Origin of the sequence: Janthinobacterium tructae (assembly GCF_006517255.1) — a bacterium.
GTDB lineage: Bacteria > Pseudomonadota > Gammaproteobacteria > Burkholderiales > Burkholderiaceae_D > Janthinobacterium > Janthinobacterium tructae.
On record NZ_CP041185.1, the window covers coordinates 150,571 to 176,308 of the forward strand.

Annotated in this window: 26 protein-coding genes; 12 read left to right on the forward strand and 14 right to left on the reverse strand. The window is 65.3% G+C overall.

Translation table 11 applies throughout. The features are described from left to right. Window positions 1-15 precede the first annotated feature (15 nt). From FJQ89_RS00675 to FJQ89_RS00690, 4 genes are read left to right on the forward strand one after another with little or no spacing between them, the layout of a single operon-like run. Window positions 16-1,023: a sulfonate ABC transporter substrate-binding protein gene (locus FJQ89_RS00675; protein ID WP_168208315.1), complete on the forward strand. Its 1,008-nt coding sequence runs from the start codon at window positions 16-18 to the stop codon at window positions 1,021-1,023. A 12-nt stretch (window positions 1,024-1,035) separates the two neighbouring features. After that, window positions 1,036-2,196, forward strand: a complete 1,161-nt coding sequence (gene ssuD, locus FJQ89_RS00680; RefSeq protein ID WP_141168631.1) for an FMNH2-dependent alkanesulfonate monooxygenase — start codon at window positions 1,036-1,038, stop codon at window positions 2,194-2,196. A 1-nt stretch (window position 2,197) separates the two neighbouring features. Continuing rightward, entirely contained in the window at window positions 2,198-2,998 is an 801-nt protein-coding gene (ssuC, locus tag FJQ89_RS00685) for an aliphatic sulfonate ABC transporter permease SsuC (RefSeq protein WP_141168632.1), read from the forward strand. A gap of 25 nt (window positions 2,999-3,023) precedes the next feature. Next, window positions 3,024-3,854, forward strand: a complete 831-nt coding sequence (locus FJQ89_RS00690; protein WP_141168633.1) for an ATP-binding cassette domain-containing protein — start codon at window positions 3,024-3,026, stop codon at window positions 3,852-3,854. Here FJQ89_RS00690 and FJQ89_RS00695 read toward each other — a convergent pair. Continuing rightward, a complete protein-coding gene (locus tag FJQ89_RS00695; RefSeq protein WP_141168634.1) occupies window positions 3,811-4,521 on the reverse strand; it encodes an HAD-IA family hydrolase in 711 nt (236 codons plus the stop codon). The genes FJQ89_RS00690 and FJQ89_RS00695 overlap by 44 nt on opposite strands. Window positions 4,522-4,576: 55 nt before the next feature. Continuing rightward, window positions 4,577-5,044, reverse strand: a complete 468-nt coding sequence (locus FJQ89_RS00700) for an META domain-containing protein (protein ID WP_141168635.1) — start codon at window positions 5,042-5,044, stop codon at window positions 4,577-4,579. A gap of 150 nt (window positions 5,045-5,194) precedes the next feature. Between FJQ89_RS00700 and FJQ89_RS00705 the strand changes: the two genes are divergently transcribed. The 4 genes from FJQ89_RS00705 to FJQ89_RS00720 all read left to right on the forward strand — a co-directional run bounded on the left by FJQ89_RS00705 (window position 5,195) and on the right by FJQ89_RS00720 (window position 9,642). Further along, window positions 5,195-6,133: a hypothetical protein gene (locus FJQ89_RS00705; RefSeq protein WP_141168636.1), complete on the forward strand. Its 939-nt coding sequence runs from the start codon at window positions 5,195-5,197 to the stop codon at window positions 6,131-6,133. Next, the gene (gene pdxR, locus FJQ89_RS00710) at window positions 6,130-7,605 is read left to right on the forward strand and encodes a MocR-like pyridoxine biosynthesis transcription factor PdxR (protein ID WP_141168637.1); all 1,476 of its coding nucleotides are present in this window, start codon (window positions 6,130-6,132) and stop codon (window positions 7,603-7,605) included. Before FJQ89_RS00705 ends, pdxR begins: the two co-directional genes overlap by 4 nt. Window positions 7,606-7,702: 97 nt before the next feature. Continuing rightward, the gene (locus tag FJQ89_RS00715; RefSeq protein WP_205704545.1) at window positions 7,703-8,914 is read left to right on the forward strand and encodes a benzoate/H(+) symporter BenE family transporter; all 1,212 of its coding nucleotides are present in this window, start codon (window positions 7,703-7,705) and stop codon (window positions 8,912-8,914) included. A 185-nt stretch (window positions 8,915-9,099) separates the two neighbouring features. After that, a complete protein-coding gene (locus FJQ89_RS00720; RefSeq protein WP_141168638.1) occupies window positions 9,100-9,642 on the forward strand; it encodes a gamma carbonic anhydrase family protein in 543 nt (180 codons plus the stop codon). Here the strand turns inward: FJQ89_RS00720 and FJQ89_RS00725 are convergent. The 7 genes from FJQ89_RS00725 to FJQ89_RS00755 form a co-directional block, all read right to left on the reverse strand. Beyond that, window positions 9,615-10,556, reverse strand: coding sequence for an acyl-CoA desaturase (locus FJQ89_RS00725; protein ID WP_141168639.1), 942 nt, complete (start codon window positions 10,554-10,556; stop codon window positions 9,615-9,617). The genes FJQ89_RS00720 and FJQ89_RS00725 overlap by 28 nt on opposite strands. After that, window positions 10,556-10,873 (reverse strand): DUF3144 domain-containing protein, encoded by a 318-nt coding sequence (locus FJQ89_RS00730; protein WP_141168640.1) that lies wholly within the window; start codon window positions 10,871-10,873, stop codon window positions 10,556-10,558. The genes FJQ89_RS00725 and FJQ89_RS00730 overlap by 1 nt, the downstream gene beginning before the upstream one ends. Before the next feature lie 70 nt (window positions 10,874-10,943). Then, the gene (locus tag FJQ89_RS00735) at window positions 10,944-11,438 is read right to left on the reverse strand and encodes a gluconokinase (protein ID WP_141172557.1); all 495 of its coding nucleotides are present in this window, start codon (window positions 11,436-11,438) and stop codon (window positions 10,944-10,946) included. A gap of 8 nt (window positions 11,439-11,446) precedes the next feature. Further along, the gene (yfiB, locus tag FJQ89_RS00740; protein ID WP_141168641.1) at window positions 11,447-11,950 is read right to left on the reverse strand and encodes an outer membrane lipoprotein YfiB; all 504 of its coding nucleotides are present in this window, start codon (window positions 11,948-11,950) and stop codon (window positions 11,447-11,449) included. Window positions 11,951-11,967: 17 nt separating this feature from the next. Continuing rightward, entirely contained in the window at window positions 11,968-13,239 is a 1,272-nt protein-coding gene (gene dgcN, locus FJQ89_RS00745; RefSeq protein WP_141168642.1) for a diguanylate cyclase DgcN/YfiN, read from the reverse strand. Continuing rightward, the gene (gene yfiR, locus FJQ89_RS00750; protein ID WP_243136331.1) at window positions 13,236-13,817 is read right to left on the reverse strand and encodes a regulatory sequestration protein YfiR; all 582 of its coding nucleotides are present in this window, start codon (window positions 13,815-13,817) and stop codon (window positions 13,236-13,238) included. The genes dgcN and yfiR overlap by 4 nt, the downstream gene beginning before the upstream one ends. 193 nt (window positions 13,818-14,010) lie before the next feature. Further along, window positions 14,011-15,663 carry a Na+/H+ antiporter gene (locus tag FJQ89_RS00755; protein WP_141168643.1) on the reverse strand — a complete coding sequence of 551 codons (1,653 nt, stop codon included), beginning with the start codon at window positions 15,661-15,663 and terminating at the stop codon, window positions 14,011-14,013. A 189-nt stretch (window positions 15,664-15,852) separates the two neighbouring features. Here FJQ89_RS00755 and FJQ89_RS00760 point away from each other — a divergent pair, with 189 nt between their 5' ends. From FJQ89_RS00760 to FJQ89_RS00775, 4 genes are all read left to right on the forward strand, one after another. Then, entirely contained in the window at window positions 15,853-17,151 is a 1,299-nt protein-coding gene (locus FJQ89_RS00760; protein WP_141168644.1) for a cytochrome c, read from the forward strand. Between the two features lie 15 nt (window positions 17,152-17,166). Further along, window positions 17,167-17,634, forward strand: a complete 468-nt coding sequence (locus FJQ89_RS00765; protein ID WP_141168645.1) for a (2Fe-2S)-binding protein — start codon at window positions 17,167-17,169, stop codon at window positions 17,632-17,634. After that, complete coding sequence (locus tag FJQ89_RS00770; RefSeq protein ID WP_141168646.1) at window positions 17,627-19,945, forward strand: xanthine dehydrogenase family protein molybdopterin-binding subunit; 2,319 nt, start codon at window positions 17,627-17,629, stop codon at window positions 19,943-19,945. Before FJQ89_RS00765 ends, FJQ89_RS00770 begins: the two co-directional genes overlap by 8 nt. 171 nt (window positions 19,946-20,116) lie before the next feature. After that, window positions 20,117-20,782 carry a dienelactone hydrolase family protein gene (locus FJQ89_RS00775; RefSeq protein ID WP_141168647.1) on the forward strand — a complete coding sequence of 222 codons (666 nt, stop codon included), beginning with the start codon at window positions 20,117-20,119 and terminating at the stop codon, window positions 20,780-20,782. 9 nt (window positions 20,783-20,791) lie between these two features. Here FJQ89_RS00775 and fghA read toward each other — a convergent pair whose 3' ends face one another. The 5 genes from fghA to FJQ89_RS00800 form a co-directional block, all read right to left on the reverse strand. Next, entirely contained in the window at window positions 20,792-21,658 is an 867-nt protein-coding gene (gene fghA, locus FJQ89_RS00780; RefSeq protein ID WP_141168648.1) for an S-formylglutathione hydrolase, read from the reverse strand. A 56-nt stretch (window positions 21,659-21,714) separates the two neighbouring features. Further along, window positions 21,715-22,578, reverse strand: coding sequence for an NAD-dependent protein deacetylase (locus tag FJQ89_RS00785; RefSeq protein WP_141168649.1), 864 nt, complete (start codon window positions 22,576-22,578; stop codon window positions 21,715-21,717). Between the two features lie 47 nt (window positions 22,579-22,625). Further along, window positions 22,626-23,297, reverse strand: coding sequence for a signal peptidase I (gene lepB / locus FJQ89_RS00790; protein ID WP_141168650.1), 672 nt, complete (start codon window positions 23,295-23,297; stop codon window positions 22,626-22,628). A gap of 160 nt (window positions 23,298-23,457) precedes the next feature. Then, window positions 23,458-25,032 carry an oleate hydratase gene (locus tag FJQ89_RS00795; RefSeq protein ID WP_141168651.1) on the reverse strand — a complete coding sequence of 525 codons (1,575 nt, stop codon included), beginning with the start codon at window positions 25,030-25,032 and terminating at the stop codon, window positions 23,458-23,460. A 135-nt stretch (window positions 25,033-25,167) separates the two neighbouring features. After that, a complete protein-coding gene (locus tag FJQ89_RS00800; protein WP_141168652.1) occupies window positions 25,168-25,707 on the reverse strand; it encodes a GNAT family N-acetyltransferase in 540 nt (179 codons plus the stop codon). Window positions 25,708-25,738: the final 31 nt, after the last annotated feature.

Below are 25,738 nucleotides of genomic sequence, written 5' to 3' on the forward strand. Positions count from 1 at the left end.
GACCAAGGAACCCTCATGACACACCGCCACGCACAACGACTCTCGCGCCGTACCACTTTGGGCTTGCTGTTTGCCGCCGCCGGGGTGATGGCGGCCGGCATGCCGGCCGCGGCGCTCGCGCAGGCCAAGGGAGAGGTCCAGGTGCAGGTCCGCATCGGTTATCAGAAATACGGCACCCTGACCCTGCTGAAGGGGCGCGGCACCTTGGAAAAACGCCTGGCCGAGCAGGGTGTGGGCGTGAAATGGACGGAGTTCCCGGCCGGCCCCGTGCTGCTCGAAGGCTTGAACGTGGGCAGCATCGATTTCGGCACCGTGGGCGAGGCGCCGCCGATCTTTGCGCAGGCAGCCGGCGCCAACCTGGTGTATGTCGGCAATGAGCCGGCGTCGCCGGCCAGCGAAGCCATCGTCGTGCCCAAGGGTTCCGGCCTGCGCACCCTGGCCGATTTGAAGGGCAAGAAAATCGCCCTGAACAAGGGCTCGAACGTGCATTACCTGCTGTTGAAAGCACTGGAAAAGGCCGGTGTCGCGTATGCCGACATCCAGCCCGTGTTCCTGCCGCCGGCCGATGCGCGTGCCGCCTTCGAGCGGGGCAGCGTGGATGCCTGGGCCATCTGGGACCCCTTCCTGGCGGCTGCCGAAAAGCAGCTGGGCGCGCGCGTGCTGGCAGATGGCAAGGGGCTGGTGGCGAACTACCAGTTTTATCTGGCCTCGCGTACGTATGCGGAAAAAAATCCCGAGATCCTGCGCATCGTGCTCGACGAAGTGGCCAAGGTCGATGACTGGGGCCGCAACAACCCGGACGAAGTGGCGACGATTTTGTCCGCGCAGACGGGTCTGAGCAAGGAGGTCGTGGCGTTGGCTGCCTCGCGCTATGCGTATGGCGTCAAACCCGTGTCGGTCGACGTCATCGCTTCGCAGCAAAGGGTGGCGGACGCGTTTTCCAGCCTGAAGCTGATTCCCAAACCGATCGTCGTCAAGGACGCGCTGCTGCCGGCGCGCCAGCTCGCTACCAGCGCCAAATAAGGAACAAATATCATGTCATTCAATGTCTTCTGGTTCATCCCCACCCACGGCGACAGCCGCTACCTGGGCACGTCGCAGGGCGCGCGTCCCGTCGATGCCGATTATCTGCGCCAGGTGGCCGTTGCCGCCGACACGCTCGGCTACGACGGCGTGCTGCTGCCCACGGGCCGCTCCTGTGAAGACGCATGGGTGGTGGCGTCGTCGCTGATCAGCGTGACGCAAAAGCTGAAATTCCTGGTCGCCGTGCGGCCGGGACTGTCCACGCCCGGCCTGGCCGTGCGCATGGCGTCCACGTTTGACCGCCTGTCGAACGGGCGCCTCCTGATCAACGTCGTCACGGGCGGCGACCAGGGCGAGCTGGAAGCGGACGGCCTGTTTGCCGACCACGCCAAGCGCTACGAGATCTCCGATGAATTCATCAAGGTCTGGCGCGCCACGCTGGCAGGCGAGGGCGGCGCGGCCGGCTACGATTTCGAGGGCAAGCATATCCAGGTGAAGGGCGCGAAAACCCTGTACCCGCCCGTGCAGAAACCATATCCGCCGCTGTATTTCGGCGGCTCGTCGGAGCCCGCGCATGAACTGGCGGCCGAGCAGATGGACGTGTACCTGACGTGGGGTGAGCCACCTGCCGCCGTGGCGGAAAAGATCGCCGACATCCGCGCGCGCGCGGCAAAACACGGTCGCACGGTGCGCTTCGGCATCCGATTGCACGTGATCGTGCGCGAAACGAACGAGGCGGCCTGGCGCGCGGCCGATGAATTGATCAGCCATCTGGACGACGACATCATCGCCAAGGCGCAGGCGGCCTTCGGCAAGATGGATTCCGTGGGCCAGCAGCGCATGGCGGCCCTGCACGGCGGGCGGCGCGACAAGCTCGAAGTGTCGCCGAACCTGTGGGCCGGCGTGGGCCTGGTGCGCGGCGGCGCGGGCACGGCCCTGGTGGGCGATGGCCCGACGGTAGTGGCGCGCATGCAGGAATACGCGGACCTGGGCATCGACACCTTCATTTTCTCGGGCTACCCGCACCTGGAAGAAGCGTACCGCTTCGCCGAACTGGTGTTCCCGCTGCTGGGCAAGGGCAAGGCCGTGGGTGAGCAATCCTTGAGCGGCCCTTTCGGCGAAGTCATGGCCAGCAATATCGTGCCGGCCGCGCCGCAGAAAAAGGCGGCCTGAGATGGCGGCCAGCACCACAAAACGGACAAGCGCCGCGCCGTGGCCTTCGCTGCGTCATGCATTGGCGCCGTGGGCCTTGCCCGTGGCGCTGCTGCTGGCCTGGCAGCTGGCCGCGCAGTGGGGCTGGCTGTCGAGCCGCATCCTGCCCGAGCCGTGGGCCGTGGCGAAAGCCTTCTGGCACCTGGCCGCATCGGGCGAACTGTGGCTGCACCTGAAAACGAGCTTGTGGCGCGCCACGGTCGGTTTCACCGTCGGCGCGGGACTGGGCTTGCTGCTGGGCCTATTCACGGGCAGCTTCCGCCATGCGGAAACCCTGCTCGACACGACGCTGCAAATGGTGCGCAATATCCCGGCATTGGCCCTGATCCCGCTGGTGATCCTGTGGTTCGGCATCGACGAGACGGCCAAGCTGTTTCTGCTGGCCGTTGGCGTGTTCTTCCCCGTCTACCTGAACACCTTCCACGGCATCCGCTCGGCCGACCAGGGCTTGATCGAAATGGCGAAAAGCTATGGCCTCACGGGCTGGCCCTTGTACCGCGATGTCATCCTGCCGGCCGCCATGCCCTCCATTCTGGTGGGCGTGCGCTTTTCGCTGGGCCTCGTGTGGGTGCTGCTGATCGTCGCCGAAACCATCTCGGCGCAGGCCGGTATCGGCTACATGACCATGAATGCGCGCGAATTCCTGCAAACGGACGTGGTGCTGGTGGGGATTTTGCTGTACGCCTTGCTGGGCAAGCTGGCCGATTTATTCTCGCGGGGGCTGGAACGCCACTGCCTGCGCTGGAATCCCGCCTACCGATAGTGACGAAATGAGGAAAGAAAATACCATGCTGCTCGCCCCCATCCAGATCGAAACGGATTTTTTGTCGCACTTCGTGCAACACGATCCCGCCAGCGCGCCGCCGCAAGCCAAGGTCGCGCCGCAAGCTCCTTTGGCGCGCCGCGGCGTGCCTATGGAACTGACGCAATTGAGCAAGGCGTATGGCGACCGCCCCGTGCTGAACAACGTCGACCTGCAACTGGAAGCGGGCGAATTCGTCGCCATCGTGGGGCGCAGCGGCTGTGGCAAGAGCACCTTGCTGCGCTCCATCGCGGGCCTGGAAAGCATCGATGAAGGCAGAATCGCCATCGGCAGCGGCGTGGGCGCGCCCGATATCCGCATCATGTTCCAGGAATCGCGGCTGCTGCCGTGGAAGACGGTGCTCGACAACGTGGCCTTGGGGCTACCCCGCTGCGTCGGCGCGGCGGCCGCCTCGCTGTGGACGGTGGGCCTGGCCGAACGCGCCGACGACTGGCCGGCGGCCCTGTCGGGTGGGCAGAAGCAGCGTGTGGCGCTGGCGCGCGCCCTCGTGCACGAACCGCAATTGCTGCTGCTTGACGAGCCCCTGGGCGCCCTCGACGCCCTCACGCGCATCGAAATGCAGCAGTTGATCGAGTCGCTGTGGCTGGCGCGCGGGTTCACGGCCGTGCTGGTGACGCACGATGTGGCCGAAGCGGTGGCTCTGGCCGACCGGGTGCTGCTGATCGAGGAGGGGCGGATTACCCTGGACGTGCGCGTGGACTTGCCGCGCCCCCGTCAGCGCGGCCATGCGGCTTTCGCCGCGCTGGAGCAGGCTATCTTGTCGCGCGTGCTGCAGCCGTCTTGGCCAGCACGATGAAACCATCCGCATCGACGGTTGCCACGATGCTCTCGTAGCTGTCGATGGCCGGGTGGCGCGTGGCCAGCGGATGCGCATGCGTGGCGGTGACGACGATGACCTTCGCGCCCGCCGCCTCGCCCGCTTCGATGCCGACCGACGCGTCTTCGAACACCAGGCACTCAAAGGGCGCCACGCCCAGTTTTTCCGCCGCCAGCAGGTAGCAATCGGGTTTTGGTTTACCCTCCTTGACGTCTTCCGCCGTCACCATGATGGCGGGGAGGGGCATGCCGGCCGCCTTCAGGCGCGCCGTGGCCAGCGCGCGCGGCGCCGACGTGACGATGGCCCATTGCGCGGGCGGCAGCGACTGTAAAAAGCGCAGCGCGCCCGCAATTTCAATAATCCCTTCCACATCGATGATTTCGGCATCCGTGATGCCCTGCGATTCGCGCTGCGCGTCGACGCCGGGCAAGCGCAGTTGGGCGATGGTGTCGACCGAGCGCGCGCCGTGGATGGTGGGCAAAAAGGTCGCTACATCGAGGCCCTGGCGCTGCGCCCAGGTGCCCCAGATGCGTTCGGCGGCGGCGATGGAATTGATGACGGTGCCGTCCATATCGAATAGAAAAGCCCGATAGCGGCCGGCGGCCGATGGCATTGATGGAGACGACGGCGATGGCAGTGCGGACATGGCTTCCTTCCGGATGATGGGCTGGAAGCCATTGTAACGGCAGTCGATTTTTATTTCACAGGTAGACCGATTCAAAGCGGGCCACGGGCGCGCCATCCTTGAGCAGGATCAGCTTCTCGCCCTCAAGCTGGTAGCCCGTCACGCTGTTCAACTTGGTTAGCACCGCGCTTTCCAGCTGCATCAACGGCGGCGGGCAGGCCATGCGCGTGCCAGCCAGTTGCGTGAAACGCAGCGCCGTGCCGGCCAGCGTATAGCCGCCCATCACGCGGTTGCAGCCCGTGAAACCGGTGACCTTGCCATCGTCGCTGAGGGTGATGCGCACTTCGCGCTCCTGCTGCGGCGCCATCGTCACGGGGGAGCCATCGAGCTGCGTCAGCTTCCAGTAGGTATTCGTCAGGCTGGCCTGCGGCGCCAGGCCGTTGTCCGGCTTGGCGCTGTCGCTGGTGGCGGCGCAGCCGCCGGCCATGGCGATGGCGGCGGCAAGAGGCAGGTATTTGAGATGATGCGTCAGGCGATGCAGCATGGGATGCTCCTGTGAGGGGGGGATGCCCGCACATTAGCAGATTTTTCGTGCCGGCCAGCGTACCGTAGCGGCGATTGCTTTCCATTTTGCCAGCATCGGCATTAAACTCATGCTTTCTGCTGTTTCAACCTTGATCGGGGAGCCGGGCCGATGCTGCAAGCGCAAGCGCTGGATAATCGACTGGTCGCCACCACTGGCGACGACGTGCTGGTCGACCGCATCGTGCCCGGCGCTCCGCTGGTGATCGCTTTCGGCTTCGTTTCGTGGACCTCGCGTCCCGCCTTCGATTTTTACGGGCGCCTGAGAAAGCTGGAGCAGGTCAGCGGGCAGCCGCTGAACAAGATCCTCGTGCGCGATTCGGCCAACGCCTGGTATCACCGCCAGATCGCGGGCCTGGGCAACCATGTGGATGAAACGGCGCAGGCCCTGCGCGAACTGGTGCGCCGCATCGCGCCCTGTACCATCACTACCCTCGGCCAGTCCATGGGCGCGTATGCGGCCGTCATGTTTGGCTTGCTGCTCGATGCGCAGCAGATCGTCGCCTTCGGCCCCTTGTCTTTCCTCGACGTGCAGCAGGCGCGTTTGTACCATGAGCTGCGCTGGCTGCCCGTGATGGAGTCGCTGGCGCAAGACCCGCCGCTCTCGGGTTACTATGACCTGGCGGCCCTGTGCCGCGCCAGGGCGACCGAGCATACGCAGCTGCACCTGCTGTTCGGCACGCGGCCGGACGCGGCCAACCCTGGCGCCAGCGAATCGGTGAACCTCGACGCCATGCACGCGCAGCGCCTGGCCGCCTTCGGTCGCTGCACCCTGCATCCGTTTCCCCAGTCGGGCCACGCGGTGGTGCAGCACCTGATCGACACGAAGCGCATCAACGGCGTGCTGGCCAGCTGCATACTCGGTCTCACACTGGAAGAGGAACCGATGCCGGAGATCGGCGCCGCCTGGCAGGACTGGGTGGCGGAAAACCTGCGTTTGGGCTGCGCCAGCGAACAGCTGGTGGCGGTGCTGCAGCAGCACGGCTTTTCGCTGGCCAGCAGCATGGCTGCCGTGGCTGCCGTTGCTGCCGCCCGCGCCAAGATCATATGACGGCGCAGTTCGAACTCGACACCCTGAAAATCCGCCTCGCCGCGCCCGAGCTGGCGGCGCTCGACTTGCGCGTGCGCGTGCAGCGCGCGCTGCGCCAGCTGATACTCGATGGCGTGCTGGCGCCTGGCCTGCGCCTGCCTGCCACGCGCGCGCTGGCGCAATCGCTGGGCGTGTCGCGCGATACGCTGGAAATGGCGTACGCGCAGCTGCGCCTGGACGGATATATCCAGCGGCAGACGGGATCGGGCAGTTTTGTCTCGACGACGATAGGCGCTAGCTTGCTGGGCAAGCCTGCGGCTGCGCTGCCGCCCTTGTCCGCGCAGCCGGTGGCCCTCAGTGCGCGCGGTGCGCAGATTCTCGCCAGCGGCGGCGTGACCGACCAGCAGAGCGTCAACGCTTTCGCCACGGGCTTGCCGGAAACGCGCGCCTTTCCACTCGACGTGTGGGAACGCTTGCGGCGCCAGGCGGCCGGCGAACACCGTGCCGGCATACTGCTGCACGGCGACCCGCAAGGCGCGGAGCCTTTGCGGCAAGCCATCTCCGATTATGTGAACCTGGAGCGGGGCGCGCGGGCCACGGCGGATCAGGTGCTGGTCTTGAGCAGCACGCGCCAGGCGCTGTATCTGTGCGCGCAGGTGCTGGCCGATGCGCATGGCCCGATATTGATGGAAGATCCCGGCTATTTTGGTGCGCGCAAGGCCTTCGAAATGGCGCAATTGCAGGTCGTGCCCGTGCCCGTCGACGCGCAGGGCTTGTCGATCGACCACCTGCGGGCGGATCGCAGCGGCGCCAACACGGTGTACGTCACGCCGTCGCATCAGTACCCGACGGGCGTCACGCTGGCGCTTGAGCGCCGCCTGGCCCTGACGGCCTGGGCCGCCGAGCGCCAGGGCTGGATCATCGAAGACGATTACGACAGCCAGTTTCATTACGCGGGCTTGCCGACGGCGTGCGTGCAGGGGCTAGACACGCAGCAGCGCACGATCTATCTGGGCACCTTCGCCAAGTCGCTGTATCCGGGCCTGCGCATCGGCTACATGGTGCTGCCGCCCGCGCTGGTGAAACCGATGACCTATGCGCGCAGCATCCTCGATGGTCACACGCCGCAACTGGACCAGCTGACACTGGCCCGTTTCATCGCGGACGGCCATTTCGCGGCCCATGTGCGCGCCATGCGCAAGGTCTACGCCGTGCGCCGCGATGCGATGGCGCAGGCCGTCCGGCGGCATTTGCCGCACGTGGTCACGGCGCAGCTGCCGCCGGGTGGCTTGCAACTGCCTTGCCTGCTGCACGAGGGCAGGGATGAGCTGGACACGATACGGCTGGCGGCGCGGGCGGGCCTCGTGTTGCCGGGCCTGAGCCGGCTGTACGCGACGCCGCCCGAGTGTGGCGGCTGGCTGCTGGGCTTTGCTGCGCTCACGCTGCACGAGATCGACGGCGGCATCGTCCGCCTGGCGCGCGCCCTGGGCTGATGCCGTCAAAGTGGTCTGTTGTATGTACTTGAATTGGACTGCTTTAGCAGTCCATGTGGCCATTAAGATGCTCCCTTTCAATGGCAGGGGCATACACATGACAACAACCACCACCACCACAACCGCCGCCATGGCCGACCGGCTGCACTGGCGCGATCTTGCTGCCCCCACGATGGCCGCCTGCATCTCCGTGCTCGTCAACTATGGCGGCACTTTCGTGCTGGTGTTCCAGGCGGCCCAGCTGGCCCAGTTGAGCGCGGCGCAGACGGCGTCCTGGGTCTGGTCGCTGAGCATCGGCGTGGGCGTGACGGGCATCTGGCTCAGCTATCGCTACCGCGCGCCCATCATCACGGCCTGGTCCACGCCCGGCGTGGCCTTCCTGGCCACCGTCATGCCGCACACGCCGTATGCCGAGGTGATCGGCGCCTATATGGTGTCGGCCATCGCCTTCATTCTGCTGGGCATGTCCGGCGCCTTCGAGCGCCTGGTGCGATGGATTCCTGGCGGCATCGCGGCGGGTTTGCTGGCCGGCATCCTGCTGCAGTTCGGCGTGAACGCGTTTGGCGGCGCCAGCGCCGACCCGCTGCTGGTCGTGGTGCTGCTGCTGTCTTACGCCGTGCTGCGCCGTTTCACCGCGCGCTTTGCCGTGGTCGGCATCATGCTGATCGGCCTGGCACTGCTGCTGGCGCAAGGGCGCATCGATGCGCAAGGCATCGAACTGGCCCTGGCCGCGCCCGTGTTAGAGATGCCGCGCTTTTCCGTGGCGTCGCTGCTGGGCGTGGCGCTGCCCTTGTTCCTGATCACGCTGACGGGCCAATACATGCCCGGCATGCTGGTGCTGCGCAATGACGGTTACCCCGTCAGCGCCAATCCGATTTTGACGGTGACGGGCCTCGGTTCACTGCTCATGGCCCCATTTGGCGCGCACGCCTTCAACGTGGCCGCCATCACGGCCGCCATCTGCACGGGCAAGGATGCCCATGCGGAGCCGTCGAAGCGCTATGTCGCCGGGCTGGCCTGCGGCGTGCTGTATATCCTGGTGGGCATCTTCGGCGTCACCCTGGCCAGCCTGTTCATGGTCTTGCCGCGCAGTTTTATTACGGCGCTGGCGGGCCTGGCCCTGCTGGGCGCCATCGGCAACAGCCTGGCGCAGGCGATGGCGGACGTGCGCATGCGCGAAACGGCGCTGATCACTTTCCTGGCGACGGCGGCGAACGTGACCCTGCTGGGCGTGGGCGGCGCCCTGTGGGGACTGGCAGCGGGGCTGGCGGCGCACGTGCTGATGCATGGCTGGCGCAAGGCGGCTTGACGGCGGCATAGCCATTTTGCCAGCCGCCGCATACAATTGCTGCGCCCGTGTCCGTTGGCACCGTACTTTCCCCGATGTGAGCGATGGCCGAGTTGAGCTCCCTGGCGCATGGCCTGGCGATTTTTCGCTGGCCGCCGGCTGGGTGTGAATGTTTACTTTTACTATTAATGAAGAGTGAGAAAGCGATGCCTGTCAGTTCCTACCTGAATACCCGTCCCGTCGTGGGCGAGCGCGTCTACCTGCATGACACGGCGCAAGTGATTGGCGATGTGCAGATCGGTGATGACTGTTCCATCTGGTGCAACAGCGTGCTGCGCGGCGACGTCAACCGCATCGTCATCGGCGAGGGCAGCAATATCCAGGACTTTTCTATGGGCCATGTGTCGCACAAGAGTGCGGCCAAGCCTGACGGTTCTCCATTGACCATCGGCAAGTACGTGACCATCGGCCACTCCGTGATCTTGCATGGCTGCACCATCGGCGACGAATGCCTGATCGGCATGGGCAGCATCGTCATGGATGACGTGGTGGTGGAAAAGCACGTGATGCTGGGCGCGGGCAGCCTGGTGTCGCCGGGCAAGGTGCTGGAAAGCGGCCATCTGTATGTGGGCCGGCCCGCGGCCAAGGTGCGCGCACTGACGGAGGCGGAGATCGCCTACCTGCGCTATTCGGCCGAACATTATGTGCGTGTGAAGAACAATTACCTGGCCGGTGGCGACGACGCTTGATTGTCGGCATGATCGAGGCGGCGCAGTTCCGGCCGCGGCGCCAGGTCTTGCGGCCGGCGCAGGCCGGACACCAGGCCCATGCGTTGCCACAGCAGCAAGACCCACCAGCCCGGATCCCATTCGCCCGGCAGCAGGCCCAGCCTGGCCGAGCCCGGATAGGCGTGGTGGTTATTGTGCCAGCATTCGCCCATGGTCAGCAGCGACGTCAGGCGGATATTCCTGCCTTGCACGGCGGCGCCATCGACATGAAAATGCATTTGCCCATGGTTGTGGGCGAAGTAGCCGATCAGCCAATGGCCTAGCACGCCGGCGCTGACTCTGGCGCAGACACCCCAGCAGACGAAACCCCAGCCGCCCCAGGCAAAGAACAGCAGGGTCCACGGCAGTTGCTGCAGCATCCAGGTGGTTTCCAGAAAACGGTAAAAGCGGTCGTGCGCGATGCGCGGTTCGATGGCGATGTGCGGCCGATGGTCGAGGTCCAGGCGGCAGAATAATTGCCACCAGGCATCGCGCCAGAAGCCGGCGCCGTGGCGCAGGTAGGGATGGCAGTCGGGCAGGCGCTGGGCATAGTCGCGCAGTTCGTGCTGGCGCAGCAGGCCCAGCGGGCCGCTGAGACCCACCAGCACGCCCAGGTAGACGAGTACATATTCCAGCCATTGCGGGCATTGATAGCTGTCGTGGATCAGCTTGCGGTGGCTGCCTAGCGAGTGGCCGAACAGCAGGACGATGGCCGTGCCGCTGACAAACAGCAGCAGGCCGGTCCAGCTGAAGAAGAGCAGGGCGCCGGTCACGGCGCCAGCCAGCATGGCTGTCAGCCACAGCGATGGCAAAGGCGCATGGCGCACTGCGCCGTGCAGCACGCTGTCCGCGCGCGTGGAGCGGGCGCGGTGGCTGTCCAGGCTGGCAGCCGTCATCAACCCTTGGGGGCCGACGACGGTTGCGTGTACTTGTCGAAGTTGGTGATGTAGTCGTTGAAGTTGTCGGTCAGCATGCGCTTGTACTGCTCCGTGAAGAAGGCCACGGCGCCTTCCTTTTCTTCCTGCATCTTCGCCACGTCGTTGCTCTTGCTGGCGACGAGGAAGGCGTTGAAGCGGGCTGCCGCGTACAGCAGCGAGGTGGCCACTTCATTGCCACCGCTATGCTGGCATTGTTCATTGGCCAGGGCGATGACCTGGTCGGCGCGTTCCCAGAATTCCGGGCCCGGTGCTGGTTTTGTCGTTGGTGTGTTCATGAAAATCCCTATGAAAGTGCGCGCCAGTCTACACAGGGGGCCGCGGGCTGTCCAGCCGCGCGGCTGCCGGTCAGGACGCCTGCAGGATCTGTTCCAGCAAAACGGGCAGCGGCTGGCGGATGTCGAGCACGATGCCGTCTTCGTCTGGCTGCAAGGGCTGCAGGGTGGCCAGCTGGCTGTCGAGCAGGCTGGGCGGCATGAAATGGCCGGGACGCTGCAAGCGGCGCTCCAGCACGGCGCGCGGACCGTCCAGGTGGACAAAGCGCAGGGCCGGGTCGCCCTCGCGCAGTACGTCGCGGTAGGCGCGCTTCAGGGCCGAGCAGGAGACGACCAGGCCGCTGCCTTGCGCGCGGGCCGTGGCGATGCGTTCGCGCAGGGCGGCCAGCCAGCCGGCCCGGTCGGCATCGTCGAGCGCAATGCCGGCGGCCATCTTGGCCACGTTTTCCGGGGCATGCACGTCGTCGCCTTCCACGTAGGGCACGTGCGAGGCGTCGGCCAGCAGGCTGCCGACGGCGCTCTTGCCGCAGCCGGAGACACCCATCACGACCCAGCGCACGGCGGGCACGCCCACGCTCAAGGCGCCGAAACGATGACGGTGACGCGGCGGTTTTCCGCCTTGCCCGCCTTGCTGGCATTCGAGGCCACGGGTTTGCTCATGCCCAGCCCCTTGACGCTGATGTTGTCGCGTGGAATGCCCGAGGCGCTCATCGCGTCGGCCACCACGTTGGCGCGCGCCAGCGACAGCTTGTTGTTGTACGCTTCCGTGCCTTCGTTATCCGTATGGCCTTCCACGCGCATGTGGGTAATGCCCACTTTCAGCAGGGCGGCGCTGATTTTCTGGATGGCGTTGCGGCTCGGGGCCGTCAGCTTGGCAGCGTCGAATTCGAACAGCAGCTTGTCGGTAAAGCTCAGCTCCCAGCCTTCATCCGTCTGCGTGAAGCCTTGCTCCTTCAGGGTGGCGACTTGCTCGGCGTTGAACAGCGGTTTGATCACTGGCGTGCTCTGGCAGGCGGCCAACAGGCCCAGCATGAACAGACCGAGGAAGCCGCGGCGTAATTGCGTGTAGATGAGTTGCATGGTGTTGCTCCTTGGGGTCAGGGGTGAATCTGGGGTTGTGGCAGGCGCGCCACCTGGCGCGTGCCACGCTGCGCCTGCTTGGCGCGGTACATGGCTTCGTCCGCCGCGCCCACCAGCGAGACGGCGTCGATGGCGTGATCGGGGAAGACGGCCACGCCGATAGTCAGCGAGCTGACGATGCTGTTGCCGGTAGGCAGTTCAATGGCTTGCGCCATGGCGGCGATGATGTTGTCGGCGATGTGCATGGCGTCGCTGCTGTTGCGCAGCGGCTTGAGCAGGATGGCGAATTCGTCGCCGCCCAGGCGCGCCACCAGGTCGCCCTCGCGCAATTGCTGCTTGATGCGCGCGGCGATCGTCACCAGCACGTGGTCGCCCGAGGCATGGCCAAATGTGTCGTTGATGTATTTGAAACGGTCGCTGTCGAGGAACAACACGGCCACTTTGCCATTGCCGATGCGCGCTTCGAGGATGGCGCGTTCCAGTTCTGCTTCCATGAAGGCGCGGTTCGACAGGCCCGTCAGGCTGTCGTGGTTGGCACGGTGCGACAGCGAGGCGTGTTCCTTTTGCAGATGGCTTTGCCACGCCTCCAGTTCGTCGAGCAGGGCGTTGAAGTCGTCATTGAGCTGGTTCAGTTCGGCGATGTTGGCTGGCGGCACGCGCAATTCGAACGAGCGGTCGCGCCGCACGCGGTGGGCCGTTTCCGCCAGGTGGCGCAGGGGCGAGGTGATTTCCGTTTCCATGCGGCGCGACAGGCGCACGGCGACGACCAGGCTCAGTACGAGGCAAGCGAGCAGGCAGGAGAGGCCGCTCAGCAGGAAGGGCAGCAGGCTGCGGCTGTGCGGCACCAGGGTGAGGCTGCCGATGGCCTGGTTATTGCGCATGACGGGGAGGGTCAGCGAATCGGGCAGCATCCACCCCGTCAGCGCGCGTTCGATGTAGTAGCGTGTGCCGTGTTCGCCCCGTTCCCAGCGGGCCAGCACCTTGCCGGCCTTGTCGCTCACCTGTGCCTGGTCGATATCTTCATTGACGCCGATCAAGGCCAGCGCTTCTTTGGCTACCAAGGCGTCGCCAAAGACGACGGCCCCTTCCACCGTGTAGCTCATCGAGCGGGCCACCAGGCGCAGGTTGCGGTCCGAATAGACGCGCAGGGCCAGCAGCGCCACGGCCGTCAGGGTCAGGCCGGCCGCCAGCACGGCGATCAGCGACACGCTCAGGTGGGCGCGCCGCAGCACGCTGTCGAGCGTGCGGCGGGGCTTGCGCGCCGACTGGGGAGGCATGCTGGCGCTCATGGCTGCGGTGCCTTGCGACGTGCAATTTGCAAGGCGTTCGGATGCACGCGCAGGCCGCTGCGGGCGATGGCGTCGAGGTTGACGTCAAAACCGATCTGCGCGTCGTTCAGGCGCAGGCAGAACATGGTGCCCACGCTGCAGCCCGTGCCGGGTTCGGCGACCGATAAAATCGGCTTGCCGATGATCTGCGCCAGCAGTTGGTCGCGTTCCCCCTCGGGCAGGCTGCCCAGGTAAATGACGTCGCATTCGCCAGCTGCTGCGGCCGCCGCCGGGACTTTCACGCGGATGCGCTGGCCCAGGCTGGAGGCGGGCTTGTCGACGATGGCCGCCCCATAGCGGGGCACGCCGAGCATGCAGACGCGCACTTCCAGGCGCGCCACGGGCCAGCGCACATAGCTGATGATGCCAAACAAGACCTGGGCTACCTCGGCCGGTCGCCTGGCGTCGGCCGCCGCGCCCGCCTGCGCCCACGCCGCGCACGGCGTCAGCGCGCCGCAGGCGAACAGCGAGGCCAGCAGCACGAAGGCGAGCAGGGCGGGCAGCGCTAGGCGCTGCCGGTGGCGAGAGGAGGAGGGCACGGCGTCGGGTGTCTTTATTCAGGTCGGGTGGCTACTCAAATTGTTACTTGACAACACAGACTCTACGGAACTGCATGCTGAAAGTAAATCAATTGTGCGATATAACCTTGCATTATAAACACCAATTTGAAAACTTGCATTCTTTACCATGAGAATTGCATGTCAACATGGCTGAAGCAGGGCAGGACTGTCTCTATTCTTCCAATGTCGCTTCTAGCAAGTCGATTTCGCGCAGCAGGCGCAAATGGATGGTGTCGTCGAGTTCGCCCGAGATGCGGCGGCGGTACAGTTCATCGCGTTCCGCGTTCAGCGCTTCCAGGCGCAGCGCCCGCTCGGCCTTGGCCAGTTCCTGCAGCCGCGTCGCCTCGTCGTTGCTGCTTTCGCCGTATGCGAGGCGACGCCGGTAGGCTTCGATCAGGCGGTTGGCAGCCTCGGTGACGACTTGCTGCTTGTCATTCTTGTCGATGCCTTCGCAGACTTTTTCCAGCCGCGCGATGGCCGCTTCGGCGGCAGCGGCGCGGGCATTGCGCTCTTCCGTCGAGCGGCGCGCGGGCGGCGCGAACACCAGGCCCTTGGTCAGCAGGGGCAGGGTGACGCTGGCCAGCAGCAACGACAGCAAAATCACCCCCATGGCCAGGAAGATGACCAGGTCGCGCGCGGGGAAACGATTTCCGTCAGGCAAGAACAACGGCAGGGTCAGGATGCCGGCCAGGGTCAGCGCGCCGCGCACGCCCGCAAACGAGGCCACCAGCAGCAGGCGCAGGCTGGGGCGGGCCAGCAGCGCCGCGTCCTTCGGTTCGCCGGCCATTTTCTTGTGGTGCTTGAACAGGGTCAGTTTCATGGAAATGAAGACCCAGATGAAGCGCATGAAGGTCAGCCCCACCGTGATGGCGATGACGAACAGCGGCAGTTTCCAGGCGCTGCCGGCGCCCACTTCCATGGAGGCGGCGGGCAAGCCGGCCACGGTGGTGGGCAGCTGCGCGCCCAGCATGACGAAGATCACGCCATTCAAGACCAGTTGCACGGTATCCCACACGGCCTTGCGCTGGGTGCGCGTGGCGGCCAGTGGGCGGCCGATCAGGTCGGCGTAATGCATCGATACGCCCGCCGTGGCGGCGGCCAGGATGCCCGAGCCGTGGATTTGCTCGGCGCCCAGGTAGGCGGCAAACGGGATCAGGATGCTGATCAGGATTTGCAGGCCCGGCTCTTCACCGACCTTACTCACCAGCCATTTGTTTGCCAGGCCCACGCCCCACGAGATGGCCAGGCCGATGACGATGCCGCCGCCGGCTTCCTGCAGGAAGCTCAGCGAGGCGGCGCCGATGGAAAAGCCGCCCGTCATCATGGCGCCCACGGCAAACGTAAAGCAGACCAGGCCCGAGGCGTCGTTCAGCAGGGATTCGCCTTCGAGGATGTGCATCAGGCGCGGCGGGATCGGGTTGCCGGCCGCAATCGCCGAGACGGCCACGGGGTCCGTCGGCGACAGGATGGCGCCCAGCGCGAAGGCGACGGCCAGCGGCACGCTGGGGATCAGCCAGTCGATGAAGAAACCCATGCCCAGCACGGTAAACAGTACCAGACCGATGGCCAGCATCAGGATCGAGCGCGCATCGGAAAAGAAGGCGCCCTTGGGAATGCGCCAGCCATCGAGAAACAGCAGCGGCGGAATGAAGAGCAGGAAGAAAATGTCGGGATCGAGCGGCACTTGCACGCCAAACAGGGCCAATCCCGTGCCGCCAGCGATCTGGATCAGGGGCAGCGGCAGCTTGACCCAGCGCGAACGGGCGATGAAGCCGCACAGGACGACGCTCAAGACGAGGATGAGGATGATGGTAACGGTATGCATGAAGGCGCGGCGGCGTGCTGAAACGCTGATTATAAGGCGCAGCCCGCCCGCGGCGTTGCCTGCGTGTCATTGCGTACATACAACAAGTCACAATCGCGGTAAGATTGTCCCTATCATTGTCAATATTTGCCCTGTTGCTGCCGTCCGTGCGCGGCAGGCGCGTGCTTAGCCTTTTATCGGACTCCTGTTTTGCTCAAAAAGATTTTCTCCGGCCTGCTGCTGTCGCTGGCATTGCTCATCGTGGCGGCGCTGGCTGCCTACTTGTATTACTGGCGCCCCGCGCTGGCACCCATCGATCCGCCCGCCGCCACGGCCTTTTCCCCGCAGGTGGTGGAGAGGGGCCGCATCCTGGCCGGCATGGGCAATTGCGCCGCCTGCCATACGGCCCAGGGCGGCGCCGACTACGCGGGCGGCCATGGCCTGGCCACGCCGTTCGGCACGATCTACGCGACAAATATCACGCCGGACCGGCAGACGGGCATCGGCCGCTGGTCGCTGGCCGCCTTCCAGCGGGCCATGCGCGAAGGCGTGGGCCGCGATGGCGCCCATTTGTATCCCGTCTTTCCGTACACCCACTTCAACCTCGTCTCGGACGCCGACATGACGGCCTTGTACGCGTATTTCATGACGCGCCCGCCCGTGTATGCGGTCGCGCCCGCCAACAGCGTGCCTTTCCCTTTGAACCTGCGCCCCTTGCAGGCGGGCTGGAAGTTGCTGTTTTTCAAGCCGGCCAGTTATCAGCCGGATGCCACCCAAGGACTGGACTGGAACCGGGGCCGCTACCTGGCCGAAGGCCTGGCCCATTGCGCCGCCTGCCACACGCCGCGCAATGCGCTGGGTGCCGAGCTTGCCGGCTCGTCCTATCTGGGCGCTTCCATCGATCACTGGTATGCGCCGGCCTTGACCAGTGCCAATACGGCGCCCTTGCCGTGGACGCAGGATGAGCTGTACGCCTTCCTGCGCACGGGAGCGACGGCCCTGCACGGCGTGGCGGCCGGCCCGATGTCGGCCGTCGTGCACGAAGGCATGGGCGCGTCGTCCGACAGCGATATTCGCGCGCTGGCCACGTATTTTGCCGGCGTGGCCGGTGCAGAGCAACGTCAGATCGATACCGATACCGTCGTGAAAGCCGGTATCGCCCGCTCGCAGCGGGTCAGCCTGGTCGACAACGACCGTGGCGCCAGTCTGTACGTGGCCGCCTGCGCGTCGTGCCACTCGAACAGCGATGGCCGGCCCGTGGCCCTGCGTCCGGAACTGAGCCTGAACAGCGCTGTCAGTGCGCCCGATCCCGCCAACCTGATCCAGGTGATATTGCACGGCATCAGCAAGGACGCGGCCATGCCCGGCGTGCTGATGCCCGGCTTTGGCGCCTCGCTGACGGACAACGACGTGGCCCAGCTGGCCGCCTATCTGCGCCGCAGCCGCAGCCCTCAGCCCGCCTGGATGAACCTGGAAGCGGCCGTGGCACGCGCGCGCGCCGGCAAGTAATTCTTGAAAGAATCTATGTATAACATGACCGTGAATGGCCAGCCCTTCGGCACCGAAGCCGACGCCGAGACGCCCCTGCTGTGGGTGCTGCGCGACGAAGCTCATTTGAAAGGCACCAAGTTTGGCTGCGGCATCGGCATGTGCGGCGCCTGCACCGTGCACGTCGATGGCCGTGCCATGCGCGCGTGCATCACGCCGATTGCCGCCGTGGCCGGTTGCGCCATCACCACCATCGAAGGCCTCTCGCCCGATGGCACGCACCCGCTGCAGCGGGCCTGGCTCGCCACGCAGGCGCCCCAGTGCGGCTATTGCCAGTCGGGCCAGATCATGCAGGCGGCCACCTTGTTGAAAGACTATCCGCAGCCGACGGATGCGAATATCGATGCCGTCATGAGCGGCAACCTGTGCCGCTGCATGGCGTACGTGCGCATCCGCAAGGCGATCAAGCTGGCAGCCGGCATGCAGGAGGCGCCCGGTGTTTAAGTTGCCGAAAGAAAATTCTGCTGCCCATCCCAGCTCGCTGGGACGGCGCGGTTTCCTGATCGCCGCCGCCGGCACGGGGTTTACGCTGGCTTTCTTGCGCGCCGACAGCTCATTGGCCGCCGGCAAGGTGTCGCCCGCGCCACCAAAACAAAGCGCGGCGCCCGTGTTCGACCCCAGCATCTGGTTCAAGATCGAGCGTGACGGCATGATCACCGTGAATATCGCCAAGGCGGAAATGGGCCAGCATATCGGCACGGCCCTGGCGCGCATCGTGGCCGAGGAGCTGGAAGCGGACTGGAGCAAGGTGCGCCTGCATTACGTGGACACGGACCCCAAATGGGGCTTGATGGTCACGGGCGGCAGCTGGTCCGTCTGGCAGAATTTCGACCCGCTCAGCCGTGCCGGCGCGGCCGGCCGCCTCGCGCTGGTCGAGGAGGGCGCGCGGTTGCTGCGCGTGCCCGTCTCCGCCTGCCACGCCCGGCTCGGTGTCGTGCATGGACGTGGGCGCTCGATCAGCTATGGCGACATCGTGCGCCGTGGCAAGCTGGCGCGCCAGTACACGCCCGGACAATTGCAAGCCATCGTGCTGAAAACGCCGCGGCAGCGCAGCCTGATCGGCCAGAACGTGCAGGCGCTGGACATTCCGGCGAAAATCAATGGCACGGCCGTGTACGGCATCGATGCGCAGGTCGACGGCATGCTGTATGCGCGCCCGAAGATCCCGCCCACGCGCTACGGCTCAAAAGTCGTCTCCATCGACGACTCGGCGGCCAAGAAGGTGCAGGGCTACCTGCGTTCGTTCGCCTTGCAAGACCCCAGCGGCACGGTGCCCGGCTGGGTCATGGTGGTGGCCGAGACGTATGCGGCCGCCATGCGCGCGGCGGACCTGGTGCAGGTAAAGTGGCGGGCCGGTGCGGCGGCCCACGTGTCGGAACAGGATATCGTCAACTATGCCACCAAGCAGCTGGCCGACACGAGCCTGGGTGCCCGCGTGGTCGATGATGATGGCGTGGAACAAGCGTTCAAGGATGCCAGCCTGCAACTGGAACGCCACTACACGACCAGCACCGTGCTGCATTTCCAGCTGGAACCGGTGAATGCGCTGGCGCAGGAAATCGACGGCGTCTGGCATATCCATGCGGGCAACCAGTGGCAATCGCTGATCCTGCCCGTGCTGGCGCAGGCGCTCAAGGTGCCGGAGAGCAAGGTGATGCTGCATACCTATCTGCTCGGCGGCGCCTTCGGGCGGCGCTTGAATGGCGATTATTGCGTGCCGGCCGCGCTGGCGGCGCAAGCCGTGGGACGTCCCGTCAAGATGATTTGTACGCGGGCCGACGATGCGCGTTTCGATTCGCCCCGTTCGCCATCCGTGCAGCATGTGCGCATGGCGTTCGACGACGCGGGTAAGGTCTCGGCGATGGTGCACGAAGCGAGCGCAGGCTGGCCCACGCAAGCGATGATACCCGCCTTCCTGGCCAAGGATAAGCAGGGCCATCCGTACGACCCGTTTGCCATCGCCGGCGCCGACCACTGGTATACGGTGGGTGCGCAGCGCGTGCGGGCCGTGTCGAACGACCTGGCCAACAGCAGTTTCCGTCCCGGCTGGCTGCGCTCCGTGGGGCCGGGCTGGACCAACTGGGCCGTGGAAAGTTTTATGGACGAGGCGGCGCAGGCGGCCAAGGTCGATCCGCTGGCCTTTCGTTTGTCGCTGCTGCAGGCGACGGGGCGCAATGCGGGCAGCGCGCCGAATGCCGTCGGCGGCGCCGCGCGCCTGGCCCATGTGCTGCAGCGCGTGGCGGACAAGGCGGGCTGGGGCACGGCCATGCCACCCGACACGGGCCTGGGCATCGCCGCCACGTTCGGCCAGGAGCGCGACATGCCGACCTGGACGGCTTGCGTTGCCCGGGTGAAAGTGGACCGCAGCACTTGCATGGTGAAAGTCGAAAAGCTGTTCATGGTCATCGACGCGGGCAGCATCGTCGATCCCGATGGCGCCCTGGCGCAGGCGGAAGGGGGCGCCCTGTGGGGTGTCAGCATGGCCTTGCATGAAGGTACGGCTTTCCTCAACGGCGAAGTGAAGGATACCAATCTGAATACCTACACACCGCTGCGCATGGCCGACGTGCCCGAGCTCGACATCGAGTTCGTGGCCAGCACGGCAACGGCGACGGGCATGGGCGAGCCGCCCACGACGGCCGTGGCGCCAGCGATCGGCAATGCCATCTTCGCCGCTGTGGCGTCGCGCGTGCGGCATTTGCCGATCCGGCCGGAAGCCGTGCTGAAGGGGCTGGACCGGCACGGCGCCGTCTGATGCGGACGCGCGGAAAAATGACGTGCGCCGCGCGTGAATGGGCGCAGGCTGGTACACTGAGAATTGCCGCTCAGGGCGCGCAGGCGGCGCCCGGTCCGGCCAAATCAGCGCACTAGCAGCGTGATTTCAGCTCGATCTCAGTTCGATTCCAGCTCGATAGCGGAGGCAGCCATGCAAGAACAATTTGTCAGCATCACGGCCGATGAACTTCAAATGGACGGCGTGCTTGAAATGCCCGAGCGGCCCGTGGGCATCGTCCTGTTTGCCCATGGCGCGGGCGCCGATAGCGATTACCTGGGCGCTTCCAGCCACGCCACTTCCCAGGATTTTTTGCGGGCGGGCATCGCCACCCTGCGCTTCGACCAGGGCGGTGTCGGGCCCGGTGGCGGCAGCAATGGCCACGCGTATTTCGTGCGCAGCGATATCGTGCTGCTGGCGCGTCAACTGGAAAAAGCCCTGGGCTGGCTGCAGCTCGACCCGTCCACGCGGCGCTTGCCCTGCGGCCTGTATGGCTATGGCACCAGTGCGGCCGTGGTGATGCAGCTGGCAGCCTGGCGCAGCGCGGAAATCGCCGCGCTGGCTGTCTGCGATGGCCAGGTGGAAATGGCGGGCAAGGCGGCGCTGGAAAACGTGCGCGTGCCATCGCTGTTGATCGTGGGCGGGCGCGACCCCGACGTGGCTGGCCTGAACCGCATGGCGTTTGCCACCTTGCGCTGCGACAAACAACTGGAACAGATCGCCGCACCCGGCGGCCCCGACACGCGCCACCAGGCGGCCTTGCTGGCTACCGACTGGTACACGCGCCATTTCAGCGGGCATACCAGTACGGCGCAGTAGCGCAGCTGGTCAGGCGGCGCGCAGGTTCTTCGCATGGAAGCGCACATGCTCTTCCATGAAGCTGGCGATGAAGTAATAGCCGTGGTCATAGCCGGCATGGCGGCGCAGCCGTAATGGCTGGCCGGCGTCGCGGCACGCAGCTTCGAAGACCTCGGGGTACAGTTGCTCGGGCAGGAACTTGTCGGCCAGGCCCTGGTCGATCAAGATGCCATTGGGAAATAGTGCCGGCTGGCCTTGCAGGCCGCGCATCAGTGCGCTGGCGTCGTATTGCTGCCAGCTGGCTGCGTCGCTGCCCAGGTAGCCCGTGAATGCTTTTTTGCCCCACGGACACTGGCTCGGCGCGGCGATGGGGGCGAAGGCGGAGACGGAGCGGAACAGGTCAGGGTTGCGCAAGGCCAGCACCAGCGCGCCATGGCCGCCCATCGAGTGGCCGAAAATACCCGTGCGTTGCGCGTCGATCGCCAGTTCCTGTTCCAGCAGGGCGCGCAGTTCCAGGATATAGCTGTACATGCGGTAGTGACTGCTCCACGGCGCTTCGGTGGCATCGACGTAAAAGCCGGCGCCCGCGCCGAAATCCCAGGCATCCGTCTCGCCCGCGATATTCGCGCCACGGGGGCTGGTGTCGGGCGCGATCAGGATCAAGCCTTCCTCGGCCGCCACGCGCTGCGCGCCACCCTTGATCATGAAGGTTTCTTCCGTGCACGTCAGGCCCGCCAGGTAAAACAGGGCGGGGCGTTTGGTGCTGGCCGTGGCGCCTGGCGGCGTATCGGGAATGAAGGCCGAGAAACGCATGGGCAAGCCGATGGCGTGCGCGTCGTGGCGATAAAAGCGTTGTACGCCGCCAAAACAGGCGTGTTCACTCAACAGTTCCAGCATGAATTCTCCTCGTTAATGCCACAGTATAGCGAGAGCGGCGCAGCGCCGACACAGCATCAGCCCAGCATGGCCGCTAATGCAGGCAAGATGTCCTGTGCCGGTGCTTCGGTCTTGAATGCCAGCAAATGGTCGGCGCGCGTCTTGCCCAGGTTGATGGCGGCCACGGGCTTGCCCGTTTCGGCCGCCATGCGGCACAGGCGAAAGCTCGAATACACCATCACGGACGAGCCAACCACCAGCAAGGCGCTGGCGGCCTGCATCTTGCGCTCGGCCTCGGCGGCGCAGGCGGCGGGCACGCCATCGCCAAAGAACACCACGTCGGGCTGCAGGGTGCCGCCGCAGCGGGGACAGGCGGGCAAGTGGAAGGTGGCCAGCTGCATTGGTTCCAGCAAGGCGTCGCCGTCGGGCGCCGGCGTGGCCGTGGCACCCAGCATCTGCGGATTGTCGCGTTCGAGCTGATCCTGGATCAGGCGGCGCGTATGGCGGGCCTGACAATCGAGGCACACCACGCCGTGTATGCTGCCGTGCAACTCCGTGACGGCGGCGCTGCCTGCCTGCTGATGCAGGCCATCGACGTTTTGCGTGACCAGGCCGCCGATGTGCTGGCGCTGGGCCAATTGCGCGATGGCCAGGTGACCGGGATTGGGCGTGGCGCGCGCCAGGGTGGGCCAGCCCACCATGCTGCGCGCCCAGTAGCGGCGGCGCACGGCTTCCTGGCGGCGAAAATCGGGACCTTGCACGGGGGCGTTGCCGCGCCGCACGCCGTCCGCATCGCGGTAGTCTGGTATGCCGGACGCCGTGCTGATGCCGGCGCCCGTCAGCAGCAGCACGTCGGGATGGCGGCGCAGGAACTGCGCCAGCTGTTCCAGGGCGGCATCGTCGCTGGCGCGCTGCAAGCTGGCTGAGGGAAAGTTTTGCATGATGCGCCATGCTAACCGAAAAGCGCGGCGCCGTTGCAAGCGGATGTTTACTCCAGCTTCATGCCGAAACGCTGCAGCCGCGGCTGCCAATGCTCGTCAATATTGGCCGAGACGAGGATGCGCTCGGCCTTGCCGATCAGTAATTCACGGGGCACGAAGCCGAAGTAGCGCGAGTCGGCGCTGTTGTCGCGGTTATCGCCCAGCATCATGAAGTGGTCGGCCGGCACCGTCACGGGGGCAAAGCTGCGCGCCGCGCCCGCGATTTGCGGCAAGACCTGGATGCGGTGCTGCTCGGTTGCGTTGCGCTCGCTGATGCGCTGCGCCGTCAGCTGGCCCAGGTGGGCGATGGTTTCGGGCGCCGTGTCGAGCGCCGTGTAGCGGGCGGGCTGGCCATTGATGACCAGCTTTTCATTGCGCATTTCCACCGTGTCGCCGGGCAGGGCGATGATGCGCTTGATCAATCGCGTGCCGTCTTTTGGCGAGGAAAAGGTGACGATATCGCCCCGCTGCGGTTCACCCAGGCGCTGCAGCACGATATCGGTGAGCGGCACTTTCAGGTTGAAGGCGAGGCGGTTGACGAAGACCACGTCGCCTTCGAGCAGGTTGGGCCGCATGGACGCCGACGGTATCGGATTCCAGTCCGCCACGGCCGTGCGGAACACGCCGAACAGCAGCAGAAACATCAAAAAACCTTTGTTGGCGCGCATCCATGTTGTCATCTTGGCTCTTTCGCTGGGCCGTGCCCGTGAGTGTGAGGGAAGGCGCCATTGCTGCTGGCGCCCTATCCACGATGCACGGCGAGGCTGAAGCCAGTCTTAAATCAGGCGCCTGCGCGGCCGATGGCGCGGCCGTTGTTGCGCGCAAGCGTCAGCAACAAGGCTATTTGAAGGCCTTGATGACGGCATCGAGCTTGACCTTGAGCGATTTGTCGTGCGCCTGGATGGCCGGCACTGCGCGCTGCACGCCGAGCAGCTGGTAGACGGCTGTCTGCGCCGCGCGCACCGAGTATTCCACGGTGAAGACGACATCGTCGGCGATTTCCACGAACTGGCTGACGAAGGCCAGGTTGACGGAGCTGGCCGGCACGGGCAGCGGGCGGTCGCTCTTTGCGCGGGGCATGAACATGCTGGTGATGTAGGGCATGCGGCAGGGAATGCAGTTTGCCGTGGCCATGATGTCGAGGTCGAAGTTCAGGTGGCCGCACAGCTCGCGCAGGATGTCTTCGCCGCTGCATTCGGACATGGGCTTGGCGACGAAGTTGCCGATGCGGTCAGGGTGCAGCGCATAGCCCCAGAATACTTGCACGCCCTCGGGCTGGCCGGCGAAATGGGGCTGGTGCGCCAGCACGACGGACATGAACCAGTTGCTGTCCTTGAAGGTGACGAGGCCGCCCGTGCCCGCGCTGTTGCCCGTGAATTGCTCCATCCTGTCAAAGAAGGCGCTGTCTTTCAAAGTGACCGTGTACGAGGCCCAGTACGATTCGGGGATGCTGCTGTTGAAGGCGGCTGGACGGCCCAGCGCCGGGCGGCCTTCGGCCAGCTTTTCCCACAGGCGCCAGCCCTGGCTGTCGTTTTTCGTGCGCTTGGCCGGTGCGCTGTGCATGCTGCCATAGCTGGAGGCATCCGTCATCGAGGCGTTCTGGAAAAACACCAGGTCGCCAGCGGCGACGGGAATCACGTCGGCCAGGCCGCGCCGCTGGCAGTGCAGGGCGGTGGCAGTCAGGCGGCCTTCGGGTTCCTGTACCTCGATATCGGTCACCGTGCAATCCATGATGATGTTGACGCCTTGCTCCTGCAGCCACGCGACCAGCGGGCGCACCAGCGAGTCGTACTGGTTGTAGACGGTGCGCTTGACGCCGGCCAGGGTTTCGATGCGCGAAAATTCCATCATGAAGCGGTGCAGATAGCGCTTGAACTCGACGGCGCTATGCCAGGGCTGGAAGGCAAACGTGGTGGCCCACATGTACCAGAACTTGGTGTCGAAGAATTCGGGCGAGAGCCAGTCCGTGATGGCGCTGCTGCCCAGCGTGTCTTCATCGGCTTCCGTCAGCTTCAGCAGTTCCAGCCTGTCCTGCATGGAAAAGCCCATGCTGCTGACATCGACCTTGAAACGGTTGCGGTCGACCAGACGCGCGCGCGAGTGGGGAATGTGCCGTTCGTTGAAGGCGATGGTTTCATCGTAGACGCTCTGGCCCGCATGTTCGAGCGAAGGGATGCTCTTGAACAGATCCCAGGTGCACTCGTAATTGTCGGTGGTCAGCATGCGCCCGCCGCGCAAGGTATAGCCATCCTCGGCATTGCCGCCGCCATCGAGGCTGCCGCCCGTCACGGGCGATGTTTCGAAGATGGTGATGTTGCTACCTTGCATGCCGCCGTCGCGTATCATGAAGGCGGCCGCAGCCAGTGAGCCGATGCCGCCGCCGACCAGGTAGGCTTTTTTGTTTGTATTGGTCATGTTTTTCCCCTGAATGTGAGCGCATCCGCATGCGCGAAAGGCTTCCAAGCGGCACGGCTGATGTCGTGCCATATTTGCCTATTTTACAACGCAAGGGGGAGACTCGGCGAAAAAATAGAGCGTTCGTTCGGTTTTTCAGGCGCCAGCGTGTTCCTTGCGCCGTTCAAAGTACAGCAGATCCGACCAGGCATCCTGGAAGCGCATGGCTTTTTCCGAGTGGCCATATTGGTGAAAGCCGTTGCGCTGCATGACGGCGATCGAAGCCAGGTTTTGCGGCCGCGCTGTCGCTTCCACGCGCCACAGTTCCAGTGTGCCGAAGGCCTCTTCCAGCAACAGGGCGACCACGCGCGTGGCGTAGCCGCGTCCGCCGAACCGTTCGCCGATGCGATAACCGAGCGTCGCCTTGTTGAAGTAGGGGCGCATGACGGCCGTCAGATTGACCCTGCCGATGATTTGTCCGTCCTGCTTGGCCAGATACTGGTAAGCGAGGTCTTGCTGGCGCTCGCGCTGCGCCTGCTCGATGGCGGCGGCGATGGCTTCCTGGTGATAATAGGACGGTGCGCGAGCCGTGACCCAGCGTTCAAAATACGCACGGTTGTCCAGTTCGAAGGCCAGCAAGGCGGGAAGGTCGGCGCTGGAGGGCGGGAGCAACTGAAGGCGGTCGAGGTCTGGCATGGAATCGTGTCGGAAAGCGATACGCCATTAT